Below are 21433 nucleotides of genomic sequence, written 5' to 3'. Positions count from 1 at the left end.
TATCTCGCAATGTAGAGGGAGTTATTATTTTTGTGCTTTAAACTGCTTAATTTTTTCATCAACTAGTTTTGTATCTATTACGCCACGTTTAAAAGCAATATAAACGGGGAACGAATAGTCATTTAATTGCTTGGCATAAATATTTTTATATTTTTTTGAGTACCATAAACCAGCCTGATAGTTGGTTATTGCATATTGCACACGGTTTTTTTCTAGTAGCTCAAAAGTGGCTTCAGTAGAAAGTGAACGAAGTAAGTTATTTTCATTAATTGTGTATTTTGTAGCGATAATTTCGGGAAGAATAACACCGCGTAGCATAGCTATAGCGGCTTTTGATAAATCATCAGTAAGCAAATTATCTTCATTTAAAGTAAATAAACCATACTTAGTCGTATGCAAAGGCTCGCTAGTAAAATCTAAATATTCTGTACGCTCTTTATAGTTAGCCAATGAGAAATAGCAGTCGTAATAGCCCAGCTTCATCTCTTTTTTAACACGCGCCCAAGGTAAATGAACAACGTCAATCTTGAGGTTTAAGTTTTTTTCAATAAACTTTATGTAATCAATATCTAAACCTGTAAATGTATCGGCTTTTTCATCGTAAATAGTAAAAGGAGGGTAGTGCGTTGTAACGCAGCGCAAAGTTTTACTTGGCGCTGCAAGTAATAACGAGGGAAAAGTTAAAGCTAAAAACAGTAATGTTGCGCGCATAAATATAAATTCGATACCATTTAAATACATAATCTGAATGCTAATTATACAGTTACTGAGCTTAAATTGCATTGATCTAAGTATTTTTGCCTAGCGTATAAATTAAATTTTGTGAGAAACACCATGTTTAACCCAGAGCAGCAGTCACGTATTATCGAAATGGCGTGGGAAGATAGAACCCCTTATGAGGCAATAGAGCAGTTATACGGATTAAAATACCCGCAGCTGGTGGTATTTATGCGAGACAATGTTTCAAAAGGGAGTTTTAAAGTGTGGCGCAAGCGCCATGCAGGGCGTAAAACAAAACACTTAAAATTACGCGATCCCGCTATTATGCGCAGCCATTGTAAAACTCAATATAAACAACGTTAAACGAGGTGTGTGTTTCATACGATGTTCATCCATGTTTGTTAATCTTTAGCTATTAATTACGCTAGAGATTATTTATGAGAGCAGTAATACACACAGCACTAATAACATTGAGTTTATGTTCAATAAGCGCAGACGCAAAACCGCATAAAGATAAGCATGGTCATAAACACGGCCATAATAAGCATCATTCACATAAGCATAACGACAATGACTACCTTTCTAAAAAAGAGGCAAAGCAGTTAATTCGCGCAGGTTGGACGCCACCAGGGCTAAGTAAAAGCTACCACCGAGGCGACTTTTTAGAGCGCGATTTATACAAACGAGGTAGAGTTATTGAACGCTCTAGAGATAATGGTACAGTAAGTATTGAAATAGACCGTACAGTTATTCACATGGTGCACGACACCCGAGAAATACTTTCAATTTTAAGTCGTTAAATTAACTTTATAAGGATATTAAAATGCTCATTACGCTGGCTATAATTATTGGCTTTTTTTTACTGGTTACCTTATTACCTATGTCGTACAGCCAGCATTACTTAGTGCGTAGCTGTGATTTTGTGCGTTTACAGGTATTTTATATTGCCAGTTTTGTAGCTGTTGCCTCATTAATTTTATTATGGCAAAGCGGTGAAATAAGCTACGTATTTATAGCGTTAACCTCGTTACTTATAATGATTTTACAAGGAAAATGGATTTACCCGTATACGTGGCTTGCTAAAAAAGAAGTACAAAGCGCACCAAAGCATATAGATCATAGTGTACGAATTATGTCGGCAAATGTACTTATGTCGAATCATAAAAGTGAGCAGTTAATTAGCTTGGTTAACGAGCACCAACCCGACTTACTTATCACGCTTGAAAGCGATAGCTGGTGGGAAAATAAATTATCAGTCATTAAAAAACACTATCCGTATTTTATAGAATGCCCTAAAGACAATCGCTACGGCATGCACTTATACAGCAAATTTAAAATACTCGATGCCCAAATATGTGAGCTAATAGAAGAAGATATTCCTTCTATTCATATACTGTTTGAAAACGACGAAGGCCTTAAAATGCAAGGGCATTTTATTCATCCTGCACCGCCAAGCCCAACGGAAGAAGACTCATCGCGTCCGCGCGACTCAGAGCTAATTATGGTGGCTAAAGCACTTAAAAATCCAACTCGTCCTACCATAGTTGCCGGTGATTTAAACGACGTAGCATGGTCGCGTAGCACGCGTTTATTTATGCAAATTAGCGGCTTGTTAGACCCTCGAAAAGGTCGTGGGTTTTACAATACATTTCATGCAAGTTACTTTTTTATGCGCTGGCCGCTCGATCACCTATTTCATAGTGAAGGCTTTAAAGTAAAGCGTATCAAGCGCCTAGCTAAATATGGCTCTGATCACTTTGCACTCCTTACTGAGCTTTCTTTTGAGAATGCCAATCAGGAATCACTAGAAGATAAACCCGAAGAACTAAAGCATGAAGAAATCCAAGAGCTCGCTATGAGCAAGGCTGATAAGCGAAAAGTGCCAAGGTTTGAGGAGGAATGATAGCTATTAGACAGTGTAGGTCGGATAAGCGAAACGCCATCCGACACAGTAAAATACCTTGCCAATTATAATCAATATTTTATGTTGTCGAGTGGCTGGAGAGTGCCAATTGCGAACCTTCAAGGGGTAAATCTGAAACTCTGTTGGGTGGCGCCTTCGGCTTAACCAACCTACTTTTTGACGTAGGTCGGATAAGTGGCGAAGCTACGCCATCCGACAAAAATGATGAATTTACCAGAAACAACCTTACTTACCGCGTTTAGCTTTCTTATGAAAATGTCAATCAGCAATCACTAGAAGATAAATCCGATGATCTAAAGCATGAAGAAATCCAATAGCTCGCTATGAGCAAGGCTGATAAGCGAAAAGTGCCAAGGTTTGACTAGGAATGATAGCTATTAGACAGTGTAGGTCGGATAAGCGAAACGCCATCCGACACAGTAAAATACCTTGCCAATTATAATCAATATATTATGTTGTCGAGTGGCTGGAGAGTGCCAACAGCGGACATTAGTAACGAGACTGTAGAATAACCCCAACAGCCAAATTCAATCAAAAAACGAGCTCCTGTAATTAACTCTAAGCGTTTTTAAAGCATTAGGTAATGTATTTTGAGGTACGAAAAACAGCAAACTGTTTTTTGTCCTTTTGAGCAACTTGTAGTTGCCTATGCACAACACCAGTGCTAACATTTGTGAGCACAAAATATAATTAAGGTAACTATTATGGATACTCGCATACAATTTAGAGTTGATGAAGAAACTAAACGCTTAGCGCAATTAATGGCTGAAAGCCAAGGACGCACATTAAGCGATGCATGCAGAGAGCTTACCGTTGGCTTAGCTGAAGAACAACGAAAAACAATGACCCAAGATTTATGGTTAACAGAACAAATAAATGCTGCATTTGACAAGATTGATAATGGTAAAGCTAATTTTATTGAACACAATGAAGCTAAAACTCAGATGGAGGCTAGAAAGAATAAGATCCGTAATAGAGATAAAATATGATTTTTTGGGAAGAGGAATCACTCAATGACCGAGAAAAGATATTTGAATTTTTATTTGATTTTAACCCTAGCGCAGCAGAGAAAACGGACCAAATAATAGAAACTAAAGTTGAAAACTTACTTGAGCATCCATTAATGGGTGTTGAAAGAGATATTTTTCGTGGTCGTGTATTAATTATTCCAGAAGTATCTATGATTGTCTCATATTGGGTAGATGGTGACGCTATCCGAATAATGCGAGTGTTACACCAGAAGCAGAAGTTTCCACAAGACTAATAAAGGCAACTAATACCTTTATCAGAGCGCACTTTCCCTATTTTAGCGCGAAAACGTCCTTATTTTATGAACTTACATTAATAGCAAATAGTGTAAGTGATTGCCAGCTATAAATATTATGCTTACTGTAACTTATGGAAACATGCGGAAAAGAAGAAAGTTTTCTCTTATTCTTACTAAGTTAATGACGACTCATCTGAATGACTATATCTCGCTCATTTTTGTCTGTCAGGTTTCAGGTATTAGCTTCTACATCTCAATAGTTAGCTCTGAGTTTAATCGTACTTGGTCTAGTTCTGTTTAAGCATCATAGTTGTGATGTTTTCTGTAAGAGTCCTCGCTATGTTTATGCCTTTGATATATTGCTTAACTGGTTTGTAAGCGCAATTTAAAATAACGATAAAAGCAGCGTGATTACGTTTTTATTAAATAAGCTAAATTGTGAAGTGAGTTTTAAATTATTAAAATTTAATGAAGTAGCAATGGTTAGTTTGTAACTTGTATTTTGAAGGATATTTAGTTCTTAAAAGCGCGATGTAAAATCGCACCTACGAATATATCCAAAGCTCGGTACTGTCACTTACTAAAAACTAAGTGCTGCCTCAGAGAATTACTTTCTAAAAGTCATAAAAAAGCCTAAAAGTGGTTACCCGCTTTTAGGCTTAATAATTTTTTGAGTTTAAAAAGCGTATTAAAAATATTTATTCAATACGCAGCTTAACTGCTTTAGCTAAATTAGCTGGCGATCATAATGCTTTTAACATTCACAAATTCGCGCATACCAAAACCGCCGTGCTCTCGGCCATAGCCACTGCCTTTAACACCACCAAACGGTAAGTTAGGCTGTGCTAAACCGTAACCGTTAATGTTGATCATGCCGGTGTCGAAGTACTTTTTAGCAAGCTCGATGGCTTTTTTCTCATCTTTAGAGAAAATACCACCGCCTAAACCATAGCGAGAGTCGTTGGCGATGCGCATTGCATCGTCGTTGTCTTTCGCTTTTATTAGCGAAGCTACTGGGCCAAATAGTTCGTCATCGTACGCAGGCATGCCAGGCGATAAGTTATCAAGTAGCGTTGGTGGGTAGTAGTAACCTGTTTGCTGTGGTATTTCGCCACCCGTTACTATGTTTGCACCGGCTTCAACCGATTGCATAACTTGGTCATGAATGCCGTCACGTAAATCTTCACGTGCCATTGGACCTAAGTCTGTATCATCTGCCATTGGGTCGCCCATTTTCATGGCTTCAAATTGCTCTTTTATTTGCGCTTTAAAGTCATCATAAAGAGACTCAACTACTACATAACGTTTGGCTGAAACACAGGTTTCGCCGTTGTTAATCATACGGCCTGTTACACAAGTTTTAACTGCTAACTCTAAGTCTGCGTCATCAAGTACTAAGTAGGCATCGTTACTACCAAGCTCAAGTACCATCTTTTTAGCATGCTTGCCAGCTTCTTCAGCTACTTTTTTACCTGTAGCATCACTACCTGTAAAGGTTACGCCGCTAATTGCTTTATGTGCGATTAATGAACTTGCTGTTTTACCATCGATAAGTAAGTTGCTAAAGCAATGTTCAGGGAAGCCTGCTTGTTTAAATAAGGTGTCGATTTTTTCAGCCATGCCAAATACGTTACCAGCATGTTTTAATACTGTTGTGTTACCCGCCATGATGTTGGCAGCACTGTAGCGAATTACCTGATAAAGCGGGAAGTTCCACGGTTGAATACCTAATAATACGCCCGTTGGTTGGTAGCTAATAATTGCGCGGCCACCTTCCATATCACGTTCTTCGTCGGCAAGTACTTGTGGGCCGTTTTCGGCGGTGTAACGACAAATAGCTGCACACAGCTCAACCTCTTGAAAGCCTTGCTCGTAAACTTTACCCATTTCTTCGGTCATTAGTTTTGCAATAGCTTCTTTTTGATCTTCAAATAGCGATGCTAATTTATTTAAATGCTTAGCACGTTCGGTAAATGAGGTTAAACGCCATTTTAAATATGTTTCGTGAGATTTTTCGATTACCTGCTCAGCTTCCTTTTGAGAAAGTAGTGTGTAGGTATTAATGGTTTGCTCAGTTGCCGGATTAATCGTTTTAACTGTGTTACTCATTTCTATCTCCTTACAAATTAATTATCTATAAGGGTGCAAAACAAAAGCCAGTTAGTAGTCATCAATAAATTATTTGTAACTGCATGTAATATTTGAGTTTTTATTTTTACTTTTTATAAAATTATAATTTTTATTTAAAATGCTTTCTGATATGTTCTGTAAATAATGCAATTAGCAGAAAAAGTTACATAGAGATAAAAATGATACGTTTCTTCTAATCTTCACTTACTACTTATAGATTACTGATGGTTACTGCGCACGTATAAAGCTTAGTGCAGCGCTGATAATATAAGGTTGTTTACTCAATATGCTAATACGAGTGCAGCTAAAATTCGCAAATGATTAAAATGGCAAATAAATGAGTCAAACATATGTATTTGAACTGGGCGATAGTTATGCCGAGCTTACACACGTTTTAAAACAAAAGCTGGCGGGGCAATACTCAGTTAAGCAATTTTCCCGAGATACAGTGCTATTACAACAAGGCGAAACGCAGCGTTATGGTTATTTAATTATTGACGGTGTACTTGGCGCTTTGCACTCTACAATTGATGGAGGGCAAAGGTGTAAGGAGTTTTATTTTAAAGATGAATTTGCGCTATTGTTTGCTAATTGGCTTACAAACACAGAGGCTTTTTATCAGTTAAAGGTTATAAAGGCTGCCACAGTTATCGTTGTCCCATTACATATATTTGATAACGGTGAATGGGTCAACATTAAAAACCAGCTTGTTGCTCAGCAGCTTATATTTAAAGAGGCAAAGGAGGCTTTTTTACTACTTAATAGTCCTGAGCAGCGTTATCGTTATTTGTTACTAAAAAAACCGCACTGGCTTGCACAGCTAAGTTTAACCGAAGTGGCTATGTATATTGGTATATCGGCTATTTCGTTATCACGAATTCGTAAACGACTTAACTTAAGTTAAGGGCAAAATAGTAAAGCTGGTTAGACTGCTGCTTTTTCAGGAGTCACTATGTTTTTATTTGCTCAGTGCTTGGTAGCCATCGCTACTTTATTAGATTTAGCTTCTTTTCAGTTTAAGTCTCGTTCGCTTATTTTAATGTGTTTATTTAGTTCTGTTTTACTTACGTCAGTTCATTTTTTTATGCTTGGCCATGCCAGTGCGGGTAGCCTAATGTTAATCGCTGCAATACGTTATTTATATTGTGTATTTGCTCGAAAAACATGGGTAATGTTGGCGTTTATGTTACTTAGTTGCTTAGCAGTTTATTTTACTTGGTATAGCTGGCTAAGTGGTTTGGCACTTTCTGCAACACTTATTCAGACTTTTGCCTCGTTTCAAAAAAATGATCTGTATTTACGCTTAATTATGGTGGTGGGTACATCGCTTTGGATAAGTCATAATATATTAGTAGGCTCGCCGATAGCTGTATTAATGGAAAGCCTATTTATGGCTAGTAATTTAGTAGGGCTATATCGGTTTTATACCCCTAAAAAATTAGCTTAGGGGTTGGTATATTTCGTTTTTTAAACAGGTAAGTAGACGTTAAAAAAGCTGTTCAGCAATCTTTTTAAGTAAGTAGGTTTCTCGCAAAATAGAAAGCCCTTGTTTTTCGCTGTTGGCAAGCGTGCGCTCGTTATGTGCAATTGCATCATTAATATTGACCCATTTAGCAGTCATGCCATTTTGTTGCTCGTAATGTTCAAGCTGGGCTTTACCAAGTTCGTCGGCAATATTACATACGTAGCAATACGATTTTATATGGATAATGTCAAAATCGTCTTTATACCAAGGACGATACTCTTCGTAGAGTCCAAAGGCTTTTACTACACTTATTTGCTGTGCACCGGTTTCCTCATTTAGTTCGCGTATTAAGCCTTGCTCAATGCTTTCGCCTTCATCCACGCCACCACCAGGCAAGCTGTAATCTTCATAGCGGTTTGTGTACATTAAAAGTATTTTACTATTTTTAATTACAATGGCACGCCCTGTTATACGAGTAAATTGAGTGCCTTGGTCGATATTAATACCTGAATGAATCAGGGTTTTTAATTGCTGCATTTCATCTCCTTTGTGGGATGTTCATACTATCAGTTGCTATCATTGTGTGAATAGGAACGATTTTAATTATTTTTTTGTGATCGATTTTTTTAAGCATACGTAAATATTAAGTTGGTAACATAAATAGTATTGAATCACTTAATTATTTAAGTCATTAGATTTTAAGCGCGCCTTTAAATTAGTATTTATGATGCGTAGAATAAGAAAAAAGCATAGGGATTTATCATGTTAAACATACTTTTAGTAGATGATGACGTCGAGTTTAGTGACGTTGTATGCCACATAGTCGAATTCCTCGGCCACAATATAAGCACCGCAACCAGTTTAAAAGAAGCGCATCAATGGTTTGAAAATAATACCTTTGATCATGTGTTGTTAGATTTTATGTTGCCAGATGGCAGCGGCCTGCATTTACTCGATCATTTAAAAATGATTGGGCAATCTCCAAAAATTACACTTATTTCGGGCCACCCTTCAGTGAAGGGTATTTTAGCTGAAATGTGTGAGCCAAATGTTGGGCATTTATTAAAGCCATTACAACGCGAAGATTTAGAACTGGTTTTAAATGGCCCTAAAAAAGCAGTTAAAAAAGCAAAGTCGAGTGGTATAACGCGTCACTTTGGTGGCTTAATTGGCGAATCAGAGGTAATGCACAAGCTTTACAACATGATTGAACGCGTTGCTAAAACAAATGCTAACGTGATGCTCATGGGTGAAAGTGGTGCAGGTAAAGAAGTTGTAGCTCAAGCTATCCATAACGCCAGCCAGTGTGAAGGCCCGTTAGTGGCGAGTAACTGTGGTGCGCTTTCAAAAGAGTTAATTGGTAGTGAATTATTTGGCCATGAAAAAGGCGCTTTTACCGGTGCTATAGCTCGTAAAGAAGGGGTATTTGAGCAATCAAATAACGGTACTTTATTTTTAGATGAAGTAACCGAAATGCCAATTGATATGCAGCCAAATTTACTGCGAGTGCTTGAAACTAAAAAAGTAACGCGCGTCGGTGGTAACAGAGAAATACCAACAAATTGCCGTGTTATTTCAGCCACTAACCGCTCGCTTACCGATTTAGCGCAAAATAATATTATTCGTGAAGATATTTACTTTAGGCTAGCGGTTTTTCCTATTGATATACCGCCACTTCGCGATAGAAAAGAAGATATTCCTTTATTAGCTAAAGCGTTTTTAGATCAACTTAATGACGAAAATGGCACTGCCTTTAGTTGGACGCCAGCACAGCTTAAAGAGTTGCAAAGCTATGAATGGCCGGGTAACGTGCGCGAAATTCGCCATGCGATACACCGTGCATTTATTATGAGTGATCCGCAAACTAGCGATATTATTTTGCCTGATAATTTAGAATCGCCGTTTTCGCGTGTTAATAATCAAACTGCAGAAAAGCCAGTATCGGCAGGGCAAACAATTGAAGAAGTTGAAAAAGAACTTATTCATGCAACGCTTGATAAAGTGCAAGGTAATAAAACACTTGCTGCGCAAATGTTAGGTATTAGTACAAAAACACTTTATAACCGCCTTAATGCGTATGGCGGTATTGGCGAATATAAATAGATCTGAGGAAGGGTATGACATCAGACAATAAAACAGAGCAGCTTAATAAATTAGTACACGATGCAAGAGGGCCGCTAAATCGTATTTCGATGAATGCCGAGCTTATTAAATTGGTACTTGAAAACGATATGCCAAAAGAAAAAGCGTTAGATGCACTTGATAAAATTATCAATAATTGCCAACAGTGCAGCGAAAGTTTACAAAAAATATCAGACTCTCAATAAATACAGTGTTGTTTAAACACTAACTCGGGAAGCTAATGAACAAGCAAAAACATCAAAGCAAAGCGAATATTACTTGGGCAGCTTTTATAGTTGTTGTGTTGAGTATTATTGTAGGTAACGCATTTTTAGCATTGAACACTATTCAAGGTTTAACACAAACCCAAAAGAGTTTAGACAACACAAGTATGCTGACTACGGCAATTGAGCAATTGCATTTATCTATAGTGCAGGCTGAGTCGGGTCAGCGTGGTTATTTATTAACGGAAGAGGCTGATTATTTAACGCCTTACTATGATGCGATTGGGCAAATACAGGCACAAACAGATCATGTTAAATCGCTCCACTCTGAAATTGATGGCCAAGCAGATCGTATTGCTCAGTTACTAGTGCTTGTAGATAGTAAAATTAACGAGCTTAAAAAAACCGTTAACCTTGCACTTGATGATAGAGAAAGACGTGCATTGTATGTGTTAAATACACATAAAGGGCGAGATCTTTATAGGCAAATCCGTGAACACGTGAATGAAATACAAGACCGCGAATTACTTTTCAAAGTGAGTCATTTTTCAAAGTTAGCAAAGATAAAAAATGAGGCTAAAATTACGTTTGCTATAACGGCAATAACAAGTGCACTACTTATTATTGGTATGTTTGTAATGACGCGTCTTAATTTAAGAAATGCTGCAAAGTATCGTTTTGAGCTTGAAAAACAAAACGAAACATTAGCAACGAAAGTGTCTGAACGTACGCAAGAATTAACGTTGTATTCTGACGAGTTGAGCCGAAGTAACCGAGAGCTTGAAGAGTTTGCTTTTGTGGCGAGCCATGATTTACAAGAACCACTTAGAAAAATTCAAGCCTTTAGCGATCGCCTTGAAACAATGTTTAAAGATGAACTTGGTGAAAAAGGGATTGATTACATTGGCCGTATGAAAAATGCAGCTCAACGTATGTCTAACTTAATAAACGATTTATTAGAGTTTTCGCGTATAGCAACGCGTGGTAAAGACTTTGACGATACAAATTTAAACGAAGTGGTAACTGATATATTAAGTGATTTAGAAATTGCGATAGATGAGTCTAATACACAAGTAGATGTAGAAGACTTACCGGTTATTCAGGCTGATAAAAGCCAAATGCAGCAATTGTTTTTAAATTTGTTGTCGAATGCGGTGAAATTTAGACGCCCAGATGTAAGTCCACATATTAAAATTAGTTACCAGCATGAAAATATATTTAGTGCTGATCATAATACCGAATTAAGTTTTCAAGTTATTACAATAGAAGACAATGGCATTGGTTTTTCACAAGACTACGCCGATAAAATATTTGTACCGTTTCAGCGTTTACATGGCCGCTCAGAGTATAAAGGCACGGGTATTGGCCTTTCTGTATGTAGGCGTATAGTGGAGCGTCATGGCGGAACAATTACAGCCCAAAGTAAAGACGGTGAAGGTGCAACTTTCACCATAAAACTACCTGTGGAAGCAGCGCTTTTCACATTGCAAGGAGAGGCTTAAATGCCCTATACAAAAGTAAAACCGATTACTATTTTAATGGCAGACGATGATGAAGATGATCGTTTGTTAACACAAGATGCCCTTGCCGAAAGCCGTGTACTTAACGAACTTCACTTTGTTGAAGATGGTGTTGAGTTACTTGAATATTTAGAGCGTAGAGGTAAGTTTGAAGACAAGACAACATCGCCTCGCCCTGGGCTTATATTGCTTGATTTAAATATGCCCAGAATGGATGGTCGTGAAGCGCTTGAAGCAATTAAAGCAAATCCTAACTTAAAGGGTATTCCTGTTGTAATTTTAACTACGTCTAAGCAAGAAGAAGACATGGTTAAAGGGTATAACCTAGGCGCTGCATCTTATATTACAAAACCTGTAACGTTTGATGGCCTAGTTGATTTAATGAAAACACTTGGAAAATACTGGGTAGAATTTGTAGAGCTACCGACAACATTTAACGATTAATGGAGATTGTATGTTAGATAAAGTGACTCAGTTGCTGCTTGTAGAAGATGATGAAGATGATTACATACTCACCTGCGACTATCTGGACCAATTGGATTCACACACGTTTAACATTCAATGGATAAGCTCCCCAGAGCAGGCAATTGAAACGCTTAGCAAAAATGAGCACGACATTTGCCTGCTTGATTACCGCTTGGGTGCATCTAATGGTTTAGATGTATTAAAAGAAGCCATTGCTAATGGTTTTAGCGGCCCTATTATTATGCTTACCGGGCAGTCAAACGACGAACTAGATTCGGCGGCACTTGATGCTGGCGCGGTAGATTATTTAATAAAAACAGAAATGAGCTCTAGCCGCTTTGCGCGTGCTATTCGCTATGCTTTGGCGCGTAAAGATGTTGAAGGTGAGCGAGTAGAGCGTTTAAAAGCCGAAGCAGAAAACCGTTCAAAAGACCGATTTTTAGCGCACTTAAGCCACGAATTACGAACTCCTCTATCGTCCATTTTAGGTTATACCGAGCTATTAATGCAGAGCGACTTTAGTCAGCAAGCAGAAAATGAGTTAGGTGTAATTTATCGAAACGGTAAACACTTATTGAGCCTATTAAACGATGTGCTCGACTTGTCTAAAATAGCAGCCGATAAACTAGAGTTGACCTTAAGCGAAGTTAACCTAGATAGCATGCTTGCCGATGTATACACGTTAATGCGCGTATCGGTCCTTGATAAAGGGCTTACGCTACGCTTTGAATCACATCAGCCATTGCCTTTAGTTGCACGACTTGATGCAACAAGGGTTCGCCAAATTTTAATAAATTTAATAAATAATGCGGTTAAGTTTACCGATAAAGGCGAAATTGTTGTTAATGCGTGGACGCAGTGGGTTGATGACACCGAAATGCTGTTTTTTAGTATTAAAGATTCAGGAATGGGTATAGCCCCTGAAAAACAAGAACTGATATTTAAACCGTTTGAGCAAATAGCTGATGTAGAATCGCGCTCTGTAGGTGGTGCAGGTCTTGGCTTAGCAATATGTGCTGAGCTGTTAGCGCGTATGCACGGTGATATTAGTTTGCACTCTGAAGTTGGTAAAGGCTCTACGTTTACTATTTCGGTTTACCCAGGTGATATTAGTGAAGTAGAGCGCCAAGTACTTAACTTTAGCAGTGCGCCGCAACTACAAAGTAAACTGGCTCCTTGTAAAGTACACGGAAGAGTATTGGTTGTTGATGACTTGCGCGACTTACGCATGCTAGTTGGGCATATGATTAGCACCTGCGGTGCACGAGTTGATTATGCTGAACATGGCCAGCAAGCACTTGAAAAAGTACGCATAGCAGATGCGTATAAATCGCCTTATGATATTATCTTTATTGATATTCATATGCCTGTAATGGGCGGCAAGGAAGCTACCATAGAGCTTAGAAAAATGGGCTACAAAGGCCCAATAATTGCGCTCACTGCTGCTACTATGAAAGGAATACATGAAGAACTTGCTGCGCTTGGCTTTAATGATGTAATACCAAAACCGGTTGATAGCACTGCTTTGTATCAATGTTTGCAAGATTATTTGGTAGCGCCAGAACATGCTCCTCAAGCCAAAGATATAAATAGTAGTTCGGACTTAACAGAGAAAAAACAGCGCTTTTTACTTGTAGAAGACGATCACGATGCAGCGCAAATTACACAGCTACTTTTAGAAAGTTTAGGTGTAGAAACTGTGATTGCGTCTAGCTGCGCGCAATGTTTGCAAATACTTAATCACGACCAACAATTTAATAAAGTATTGTTAGATATGCATTTACCTGATGGGTGTGGCGTTGATTTAGGTCAGCAAATTAACGACCGTTACCCTGAACTACGCTTAGTGATTGTAAGTGGAGCTGAGCCAGACCCAAGAGAAATAAAAGATTTAAATATTGACCGAGTTTTACTTAAACCTATTAATTTGAGCTTGTTAGAAACACTTATTAGCTAGGGCCTGTTTATCTTTCGAGGTTGAATTTGCAGCAGTATGTTTGGTATTTAGGCAAGGCAGAGCCTGTATAGTGTGGTTACTCCCCATAAATAGGCGATAACGTAGAACAAATGCCAAACATGCGCTGCCCGAAGGGTTCTGCCCAGGGACTATTTACTCTTTGTTGCTCGGTTTTTACTTAGCCCACTAGGTTACAAATCTCGCGCCGCGATTAAATAGCCCCTAGATTGAACAAATTTCAATCCTGAAAGGTCAACAGGCCCTATTAACTGAGATGTTATTATATGCATTCAATAAAGTTATTATCTGAAGAATTAACACCATCAAAAGTAGTGTGTGTTGGCCGTAACTATACCGCACACATTGCAGAGCTAAATAACGAAACGCCAGATCAAATAGTTTTATTTAATAAGCCAAATAGCGCAATTACTAATACGTTATTTGCAGCTCACAACGGCGATACGCTGCATTATGAAACCGAGTTGTGTTTTGTAGTTAAAAATAAAAAGTTTGTAGGGGTTGGACTCGGCCTCGACTTAACTAAGCGCACAGTACAAAGTAAATTAAAAAATAAGGGGCTACCTTGGGAGCGGGCTAAAGCGTTCGACGGGTCTGTTATTTTAAGTGACTTTGTTGAATTAACAGATGCAATGCAGCACTTTACCTTTGAACTTAAAATTAATAATGAAGTGATTCAGCGAGGCGATACTCATTTTATGCTGCACAACCCTGACTCAATTTTACAAGAAATTAGTGAATTTATGAGCCTAGAAGACGGTGACGTAGTAATGACCGGCACACCGTCGGGCGTAGGTGAAGTAACGGCTAAAAGTACTTTCTCTGTTGCGCTTTATGCTAACGATCAGTGCTTGCTTGAGCATCAGTGGATCGTGAGCTAAAAATACGGTTAAACAGACACTTAAACAGGCAATTAAATGTGATTTAATTGCCTGTTTAAGTTTGTATTAATAAGGCATTGGATGGTTTCTAAAAATAGCATCAATACTTGTCAGTATTTCACTGTTTAGCGTTATATCAAATGCATCAATATCTTCTTTTAATTGCGCCATACTTGTCGCGCCAATAATTGAAGATGTAACACCATCAACCTGGTTACACCATGCTAGCGCAAGCTGCGCTGGGGTAATATTATTTGCATGAGCCAGCTCAACATATTGCTTAGTGGCTTGTTCTGCATTGGGTGTATCTCTAAAAATGCCGTTGCGCTGCATGAAGGTCCATCGAGAGCCTTCAGGGCGAGCGCCATTTAAGTATTTACCCGTTAATAAACCGGCAGCCAGAGGCGACCATGGTAAGTAGGCAATCTCTTCATGAACACATTGCTCTATTAAATATGGCCAATCTTTAGCATGCGCTAGGCTAAATTCGTTTTGAATAGACACCATACGCGGTAAGTTATGCTCTTTAGCTAAACTTAAAAACTGGCTGATACCCCATGGCGTGTCGTCAGATAAACCGCAGTGCTTAATTTTTCCTGCTTTTACACATTCATTAAGTCCTTCTAGAATATCGAGCATACTAGCTTGCTGCTCTTGTGTATTTACGTCAGTAAATTTAAGCGTGCCAGGCCACTGCCTACCAAAATGTGGTGTTGAACGGTTTGGCCAATGTAACTGATATAAATCGATGTAGTCGGTTTGAAGGCGCTTGAGTGAATCGTCCACGGCTTCTATTACTGTTTGGCGAGTAATATTGCCACCATCACGTACCCACGATAAGCCATTGCCTGCAATTTTTGTGGCAAGTACTACATCGCCGCGTTTTTGTTTATTACGCGATAGCCAATCGCCAATAATTTCCTCTGTTTTACCATAGGTCTCTGGAGAAGGAGGCACAGCATACATTTCGGCTGTATCAATAAAGTTTACGCCTTGCTCTAGCGCGTAGGCTATTTGCTCATCCGCATCGCTTTGAGTGTTTTGTTTGCCCCAAGTCATACTGCCTAGGCACACTCTAGATACGTCTACACCACTGCTACCTAGTGGGCTGTATTTCATAAAAATTCCTTAGCTAAATTAGTGTTGAGCGTGGCTAGTTAAAGCCGATAAAAGAGGCTCAGAGATCGCAGCTTTTTGCCCTGTTGTAAAATCAAACATGACAACTTTAGAAGTACCCGTTGTTGTTATAGCCTTTTGAACATGGCTGTAAACGGTGTAATTCATGGTGAAGCGGTCTGTTTTTATATCAGTAATAGTAACACCCACTGTAAGCGTATCGGGAAAGGTGACAGGGCGTTTATAACGAATATTATTTTCGCTAATTACTGGGCCCACACCATTTGGGCTTATTGTGTCGAACAGATTTATTTTATTTAAAAAGTCGATTCGGGCTATTTCAAAGTAACGTAAATACACTACATTATTTACGTGTTGCAGTGCATCCATATCAGCCCATGCTACGGTGATGTCGGTATGAATAGGGTGCTGATCTTTAAACGTTTGCATTATGTATTGGCCCTTAATTTTAAAGCACTTAGATTATCAATATGGTGTTATGAGCTCAAGGTAATTAGAGTATGTTTTTTTGTAAGATGATTGTACCTATTTAATTTTAGGTCTACAGTTAAGTGGCACGGTAAAAACACACAAGACAAAAACACACAGAGGTATGTATGCAAAATATAATTAATTGGTTTTTAGCTTGTTTGGTTTTTATAGCCTCTTTCACCTGTTATGCAATGGGTAACGTATCTGGCGCTATTATTTTAATGCTAGCGGGGTTTTTATTCGAGGTTATATTTTGGCTACGCGGTTATAAAGAGCCTGAAGACAATAAACGCTTTTTTTAATCGTTAACTAGGGCCAGTTGACCTTTCAGGATTAAAATTTGTTCAATCTAGGGGCTATTTAATCGCGGCGCGAGGTTTGTGACCTAGTGGGCTAAGTAAAAACCGAGCAACAAAGAGTAAATTGCCCCTAGGCAGAACCCTTCGGGCAGCGTATGTTTGGCATTTGTGCTACGTTATCGCCTATTTATGGGGAATAACCACACTACATAGGCTCTGCCTTGCCTAAATACCAAACATACTGCTGCAAATTTAACCTCGAAAGATAAACAGGCCCTAGGCTTGCTTATCACAATTGATTCTATAATAATGACTGTATAAATAACCAGTCGTTATAGTGGTGATGAAAAAGTTTATTCACATAGACATGGATTGCTTTTACGCAGCAGTAGAAATGCGAGATAACCCAAAACTTGCACATGTACCGCTTGCTATTGGAGGCAATAGCCGACGAGGCGTGCTCTCAACTGCTAACTATATAGCGAGAGAGTATGGCGTGCGCTCGGCTATGTCGAACTATCATGCTAAACAATTATGCCCCGATTTAGTTATTGTTCCTGGGCGCATGGCTGTATACAAAGAAGCTTCAAACCAGATACGCGAAGTATTTAACCGCTACACAGACTTAGTTGAACCTCTTTCTTTAGACGAAGCCTACCTTGATGTAACAGACAGTAGTGCTTGTAAAGGCAGTGCCACGCTTATAGCACAGCAAATAAGAGCGGATATTTACACAGCCACAGGGCTTACTGCATCGGCAGGTATTGCACCTATTAAGTTTATTGCCAAAATAGCCAGCGACGAAAAAAAACCGAATGGTCAATTTGTAGTTTTGCCTCACGAGGTCGATGACTTTTTGGCGCAATTACCGCTGGGTAAAATTCCGGGTGTAGGTAAAGTAACACTCGAAAAACTCAATTTAAAAGGGCTATATACCGGCAAAGATGTACGCGAAAAAGGCGTAAATTGGATGCAGCAACATGTAGGTAATTTTGGCGTGTCGCTTTATCAAAAATGTGCAGGTGAGTATGTTGGTAAAGTATCGACAGATCGCATAAGAAAATCGCTGAGTGTTGAACATACCTACGAATACAATAAAACAAGTTTGCAAGAGTGCTTAGATGAGCTTCCAAAACTGTTAGACGAATTAGTTTTAAGGCTTAATAAGCAACAACTACAAAACCGTATAAATAAACTGAGTGTTAAAGTGAAGTTTGCTAATTTTGTAGTAACTTCAGCCGACCAAGCATATCACGAGCTAAATACTGAAATATTTATTCAACTCCTGACTAAGGCCTATCAACGAGGGCTACAACAGCCTGTTCGGTTACTTGGCATAGGTGTTGGCATTAAAAACGAGCCAGAACAAAACTTCCAACTGAGTATTCTTGATTAAGCTGTAAAGCCTGTAACTCCAAGTTGCCATTTATTGGCAACTTGTATAATTAGCTCATCGCACCTAGCTGGTCTTCAATATTTAAATCGACGATAATAGGGGCTTATGTTTTCTAACAGGACTTTATTTATGGCATACCCTCAAGCGGTTAGTGCAAGCCTTGAATGCACATCTCATGATGCGCTTATTATTATTAGTGATGACTTTTCTCAATTACCAAACAATTCATTACGTGACGCTATTTTAGCGCAGGCAAAAGTTGATTCTCGCATTGGTAAGCAAGTTACTTTATTAGTGATTGAAAACAAGCGCGTTGTACTTGCGCCAACCGGTCCGTTAAATAGAGATTACGACGACGTTCGTCGTTATTTTGATGCAGCTAAACTAGCAATTAACGAAGCAAAAGCATCGGGTAGTGTTAATCCTACATTATTTTTACCAAATTTAAATGGTGATAGCCGTTACCAACATGCGCTAGAAGTTGCTTATTTAGGTGCTTGCCAAGCATTATGGCAGCCATTAGAGGCGCGTGAATATCACGGTGAAAGTATTGAGCCTATTACTCAAATTGGCTTAATGGGCGCGAACGAGCAAACAATTAAAGCAGTTAATGCCATTGCAGCAGGGCAGTATGCAGCACGCGATTTATGTGGCACTGAACCAGAGCGTATGGCTCCACCGCGTTTTGCTGATTACTGCGTTGATTTGTTTAAAGGCTCAAATGTGGCCGTTGATGTAATTGATGATATTACTGCTATTGATAAAAACTACCCAATGCTAAGTACGGTTGCTCGTGCATCATACGCAGTTGAGCGCCATCACCCACGTGTTGTTAAGCTTGAATATGTACCAGAGGGCGAAATTACTCGTACACTTATGTTTGTAGGTAAGGGCCTTGTATACGATACAGGCGGTGCAGATCTAAAAGTAGGCGGCCATATGGCAGGCATGAGCCGTGATAAAGGCGGCGCAGCATCTGTTGCGGGCTTTATGAAAGCTGTTGCAGATTACCAACCTAAAGGCGTTAAAGTAGTATCGTATTTAGCTGTTGTTCGTAATTCTATTGGTTCAGATTGTTTTGTGCCAGATGAAATTATTACTAGCCGCGAAGGTATCCGTGTACGCATTGGTAATACCGATGCAGAAGGGCGTTTAGCAATGGGCGATCTACTTAGCGAAATGAAAGATTTAGCTAAAACGCAGGTTAATCCAACGTTATTTACTGTTGCTACATTAACGGGTCATGCGGCTCGTGCAATGGGTCCTTACGGTGCGTATGTTGAAAATGGCCCAGCTCGAAGCGCTGGTGTATCTCGTCAAATTGCTGACCTTGGAGATTTGTGGGCTGATGGCGCTGAAGTATCGCGTTCTCGCCGTGAAGATTACGACTTTATTAAACCACGCACACTAGCTGACGATGTTTTATCTAGCAATAACGCGGCATCGGCTGTTACCGCTCGTGGTCATCAGTTCCCAATGGCATTTATGGCTATTGTTGGTGGGCTTGATAAACACGGTAACGACTCTGCACAGCCTTTACCTTATGTGCATATGGATATTGCGGGTAGCGGTGTTGAAGGTGGTGATTGGCAGCACGGTAAGCCAACTGCCGCATCAGTAACGAGCTTGTTTGCACGTTACTGTTTGTAAGCTAAAAACTTACATGCAATAAAAAAGCCCTGTTAATTCAGGGCTTTTGCGTTTCATGATAACGGTATCGCTATCAATCTAATTTAAAGCGATTAACTACGCTCGAAAGCCCTTGGCTACTTTGCTTAAGGTTATCGCTGGCATTTGTAAGCTGTTTAGTATTATTAAGTGACTGCTCTGTTGATTGAGATAGCTCGTTAATACGTAAATTAACCTCGTCGGCAGCTTGAGTTTGCTGCTCTGTAGCACGTGCAATTTGGCTGTTCATTTCGGTAATAATTGAAACAAGTCGTTCTATTTCATTAAGTGAAGTATTGGCAGACGACGCCTGATCTACGGTAGAAACCGAAAGTGCTTGGCTTGATTTAACTGCTTCAACAGCTGCCTTTGCACCTTCTTGTAGTTTAGTGATCATGATTTGAATTTCGTCTGTGCTTTGCCCTGTACGGCTTGCCAATGTTCTTACTTCATCTGCAACAACTGCAAATCCTCGGCCGTGCTCTCCTGCGCGAGCAGCCTCAATGGCGGCGTTTAATGCCAGTAAGTTTGTTTGCTCCGATATACTTCTGATTACATCAAGTACAGAACCTATATTATGACTCTCGTTGGCTAAATCTTCTGTCACGCGGCTAACGGTTTCTATGTTACTTGAAAGTGTTTCTATGGCTGTTATTGTTTGCGCCACCACATTTTTACCCGTTGATGCGTTTTTTGCTGCATCTTTAGCTGCTTGCTCTGCGGCTTCGGCGTTACGGCTCACATCATGTATTTGGTGAGTCATTTGCTCCATGGCAGCTGCAACTTGGGTTGAGCTATCGTTTTGAAGCTCAATAAATGAGTGGCTCGTTTTACTTGATTCGTCAACGGTATGCGCATGCTCGCTTACGTCGCTTGCGCTTTGTGATACATGAACAAGCGATTCTCGCATTTTTAAAACAAATAAATTAAACGAGTGTGATAGTTCAGATATTTCATCGTTACCGGATTCATTTAATGTACGAGTTAAATCGCCTTCGCCTTGTGAAATATCTTTCATCATATCGGCTGCTAAACGAGTAGGTATTAAAATGCTTTTGCCTATAAAGTAACTAAGTAAAATAACAGCAATAATCATAATTGTTGCACTGACGACTATAAGGTTTCGTTGCTCACTAAATGCTTCGTCTATTGAGTCAAGATAAACCCCTGAGCCAATAATCCATTGCCACTGATTAAAACCTTTAACAAATGCGATTTTTTCAACTGGTTTTTCTTTACCTGGTTTTGGCCATTTATAAGGTATAAACCCTTCACCATCACGCTTAACTATATTAGCCATTTCTACAAAGAGCGCCTTGCCATCTGGATCTTTATTATTACTTAAATCTTTATTATCGAGAGCAGGCTTCATTGGATGCATTATCATTGTAGGCTGATAATCATTTATCCAAAAATAATTAGTATTGTCATAGCGCAGTGCTTTTATTGTTTCAAGAGCTTGCGTTTGAGCTTGCTGCTGGGTGAGTGAGTTACTTTGCTCAAGGTCATAAAAGTGCTCGATTATACTGTACGCAGTTTCTACTACATTTTGTGTTTTAAGGTACTGCTCGTTTTTAAGAGAGCTATATTGGTGAGTTAGGCTAGCTACACTAAGCGCTATAAGCCCAAATATCACAATTGCTATGAGCAGCGAGAAACGTTGAAATATACTAAAACTACGTAAACTAGGCATACATTTATCCTCAAAAAGTGTGCGCTTTAGCGCATAGAATAAGCGTAGCTAAAAAGAGAGTTTAATCTAGGCTTAAC

22 protein-coding genes are annotated in these 21433 nt (G+C 39.1%); 16 read left to right on the top strand and 6 right to left on the bottom strand.

The window, feature by feature from the left end:
* Window positions 1–24 precede the first annotated feature (24 nt).
* Complete coding sequence (locus tag I6F49_RS09180; protein ID WP_197179988.1) at window positions 25–711, bottom strand: substrate-binding periplasmic protein; 687 nt, start codon at window positions 709–711, stop codon at window positions 25–27.
* Between the two features lie 123 nt (window positions 712–834).
* On the opposite strand from I6F49_RS09180, the gene I6F49_RS09175 reads away from it, so the two are divergent.
* From I6F49_RS09175 to I6F49_RS09155, 5 genes are all read left to right on the top strand, one after another.
* Window positions 835–1083, top strand: a complete 249-nt coding sequence (locus tag I6F49_RS09175; RefSeq protein ID WP_024612353.1) for a TIGR03643 family protein — start codon at window positions 835–837, stop codon at window positions 1081–1083.
* A 74-nt stretch (window positions 1084–1157) separates the two neighbouring features.
* Window positions 1158–1520 (top strand): hypothetical protein, encoded by a 363-nt coding sequence (locus I6F49_RS09170; RefSeq protein WP_197179962.1) that lies wholly within the window; start codon window positions 1158–1160, stop codon window positions 1518–1520.
* Window positions 1521–1543: 23 nt separating this feature from the next.
* Entirely contained in the window at window positions 1544–2623 is a 1080-nt protein-coding gene (locus tag I6F49_RS09165) for an endonuclease/exonuclease/phosphatase family protein (RefSeq protein ID WP_197179961.1), read from the top strand.
* Window positions 2624–3348: 725 nt separating this feature from the next.
* Window positions 3349–3633 (top strand): damage-inducible protein J, encoded by a 285-nt coding sequence (locus I6F49_RS09160; RefSeq protein WP_166420502.1) that lies wholly within the window; start codon window positions 3349–3351, stop codon window positions 3631–3633.
* Entirely contained in the window at window positions 3630–3908 is a 279-nt protein-coding gene (locus tag I6F49_RS09155; protein ID WP_197179959.1) for a type II toxin-antitoxin system RelE/ParE family toxin, read from the top strand. Before I6F49_RS09160 ends, I6F49_RS09155 begins: the two co-directional genes overlap by 4 nt.
* 735 nt (window positions 3909–4643) lie before the next feature.
* On the opposite strand, the gene I6F49_RS09150 is transcribed toward I6F49_RS09155, so the two are convergent.
* Window positions 4644–6020, bottom strand: a complete 1377-nt coding sequence (locus I6F49_RS09150) for an NAD-dependent succinate-semialdehyde dehydrogenase (protein ID WP_197179958.1) — start codon at window positions 6018–6020, stop codon at window positions 4644–4646.
* Window positions 6021–6378: 358 nt separating this feature from the next.
* On the opposite strand from I6F49_RS09150, the gene I6F49_RS09145 reads away from it, so the two are divergent.
* Window positions 6379–6945: a Crp/Fnr family transcriptional regulator gene (locus I6F49_RS09145; RefSeq protein WP_197179956.1), complete on the top strand. Its 567-nt coding sequence runs from the start codon at window positions 6379–6381 to the stop codon at window positions 6943–6945.
* Window positions 6946–6993: 48 nt separating this feature from the next.
* On the top strand, window positions 6994–7488 hold the full coding sequence (locus tag I6F49_RS09140) for a YgjV family protein (RefSeq protein ID WP_197179955.1): 495 nt from the start codon (window positions 6994–6996) through the stop codon (window positions 7486–7488).
* 39 nt (window positions 7489–7527) lie between these two features.
* Here the strand turns inward: I6F49_RS09140 and I6F49_RS09135 are convergent, their stop codons facing one another.
* On the bottom strand, window positions 7528–8043 hold the full coding sequence (locus I6F49_RS09135; protein WP_165727626.1) for an NUDIX hydrolase: 516 nt from the start codon (window positions 8041–8043) through the stop codon (window positions 7528–7530).
* Window positions 8044–8268: 225 nt separating this feature from the next.
* Here I6F49_RS09135 and I6F49_RS09130 point away from each other — a divergent pair, with 225 nt between their 5' ends.
* From I6F49_RS09130 to I6F49_RS09105, 6 genes are all read left to right on the top strand, one after another.
* Window positions 8269–9609: a sigma-54-dependent transcriptional regulator gene (locus I6F49_RS09130; RefSeq protein WP_165727625.1), complete on the top strand. Its 1341-nt coding sequence runs from the start codon at window positions 8269–8271 to the stop codon at window positions 9607–9609.
* Between the two features lie 14 nt (window positions 9610–9623).
* Window positions 9624–9833 (top strand): histidine kinase dimerization/phospho-acceptor domain-containing protein, encoded by a 210-nt coding sequence (locus I6F49_RS09125; RefSeq protein ID WP_166420498.1) that lies wholly within the window; start codon window positions 9624–9626, stop codon window positions 9831–9833.
* 35 nt (window positions 9834–9868) lie between these two features.
* Window positions 9869–11353: a sensor histidine kinase gene (locus I6F49_RS09120; RefSeq protein ID WP_166420497.1), complete on the top strand. Its 1485-nt coding sequence runs from the start codon at window positions 9869–9871 to the stop codon at window positions 11351–11353.
* Entirely contained in the window at window positions 11354–11815 is a 462-nt protein-coding gene (locus I6F49_RS09115) for a response regulator (RefSeq protein ID WP_197139911.1), read from the top strand.
* A 10-nt stretch (window positions 11816–11825) separates the two neighbouring features.
* A complete protein-coding gene (locus tag I6F49_RS09110) occupies window positions 11826–13793 on the top strand; it encodes a hybrid sensor histidine kinase/response regulator (RefSeq protein WP_197179953.1) in 1968 nt (655 codons plus the stop codon).
* A 284-nt stretch (window positions 13794–14077) separates the two neighbouring features.
* Complete coding sequence (locus tag I6F49_RS09105) at window positions 14078–14692, top strand: fumarylacetoacetate hydrolase family protein (RefSeq protein ID WP_197179951.1); 615 nt, start codon at window positions 14078–14080, stop codon at window positions 14690–14692.
* A 66-nt stretch (window positions 14693–14758) separates the two neighbouring features.
* Here the strand turns inward: I6F49_RS09105 and I6F49_RS09100 are convergent, their stop codons facing one another.
* Together I6F49_RS09100 and I6F49_RS09095 are read right to left on the bottom strand one after the other, a co-directional pair.
* A complete protein-coding gene (locus I6F49_RS09100) occupies window positions 14759–15811 on the bottom strand; it encodes an aldo/keto reductase (protein ID WP_197179949.1) in 1053 nt (350 codons plus the stop codon).
* 18 nt (window positions 15812–15829) lie between these two features.
* On the bottom strand, window positions 15830–16258 hold the full coding sequence (locus I6F49_RS09095; RefSeq protein WP_197179947.1) for an acyl-CoA thioesterase: 429 nt from the start codon (window positions 16256–16258) through the stop codon (window positions 15830–15832).
* Window positions 16259–16425: 167 nt separating this feature from the next.
* Between I6F49_RS09095 and I6F49_RS09090 the strand changes: the two genes are divergently transcribed.
* The 3 genes from I6F49_RS09090 (at window position 16426) to I6F49_RS09080 (ending at window position 19645) form a co-directional block, all read left to right on the top strand.
* Entirely contained in the window at window positions 16426–16602 is a 177-nt protein-coding gene (locus I6F49_RS09090) for a hypothetical protein (RefSeq protein ID WP_197179945.1), read from the top strand.
* A gap of 340 nt (window positions 16603–16942) precedes the next feature.
* Window positions 16943–17995, top strand: coding sequence for a DNA polymerase IV (gene dinB, locus I6F49_RS09085; protein ID WP_197179943.1), 1053 nt, complete (start codon window positions 16943–16945; stop codon window positions 17993–17995).
* A gap of 129 nt (window positions 17996–18124) precedes the next feature.
* Window positions 18125–19645 carry a M17 family metallopeptidase gene (locus I6F49_RS09080; protein WP_197179935.1) on the top strand — a complete coding sequence of 507 codons (1521 nt, stop codon included), beginning with the start codon at window positions 18125–18127 and terminating at the stop codon, window positions 19643–19645.
* Between the two features lie 73 nt (window positions 19646–19718).
* Here the strand turns inward: I6F49_RS09080 and I6F49_RS09075 are convergent, their stop codons facing one another.
* The gene (locus I6F49_RS09075; RefSeq protein WP_166420489.1) at window positions 19719–21356 is read right to left on the bottom strand and encodes a methyl-accepting chemotaxis protein; all 1638 of its coding nucleotides are present in this window, start codon (window positions 21354–21356) and stop codon (window positions 19719–19721) included.
* Window positions 21357–21433: the final 77 nt, after the last annotated feature.

This window comes from Pseudoalteromonas sp. SWN166 (assembly GCF_015864485.1).
Taxonomy (GTDB): Bacteria; Pseudomonadota; Gammaproteobacteria; order Enterobacterales; family Alteromonadaceae; genus Pseudoalteromonas.
This window is presented reverse-complemented; position numbering and strand designations above follow the sequence as displayed.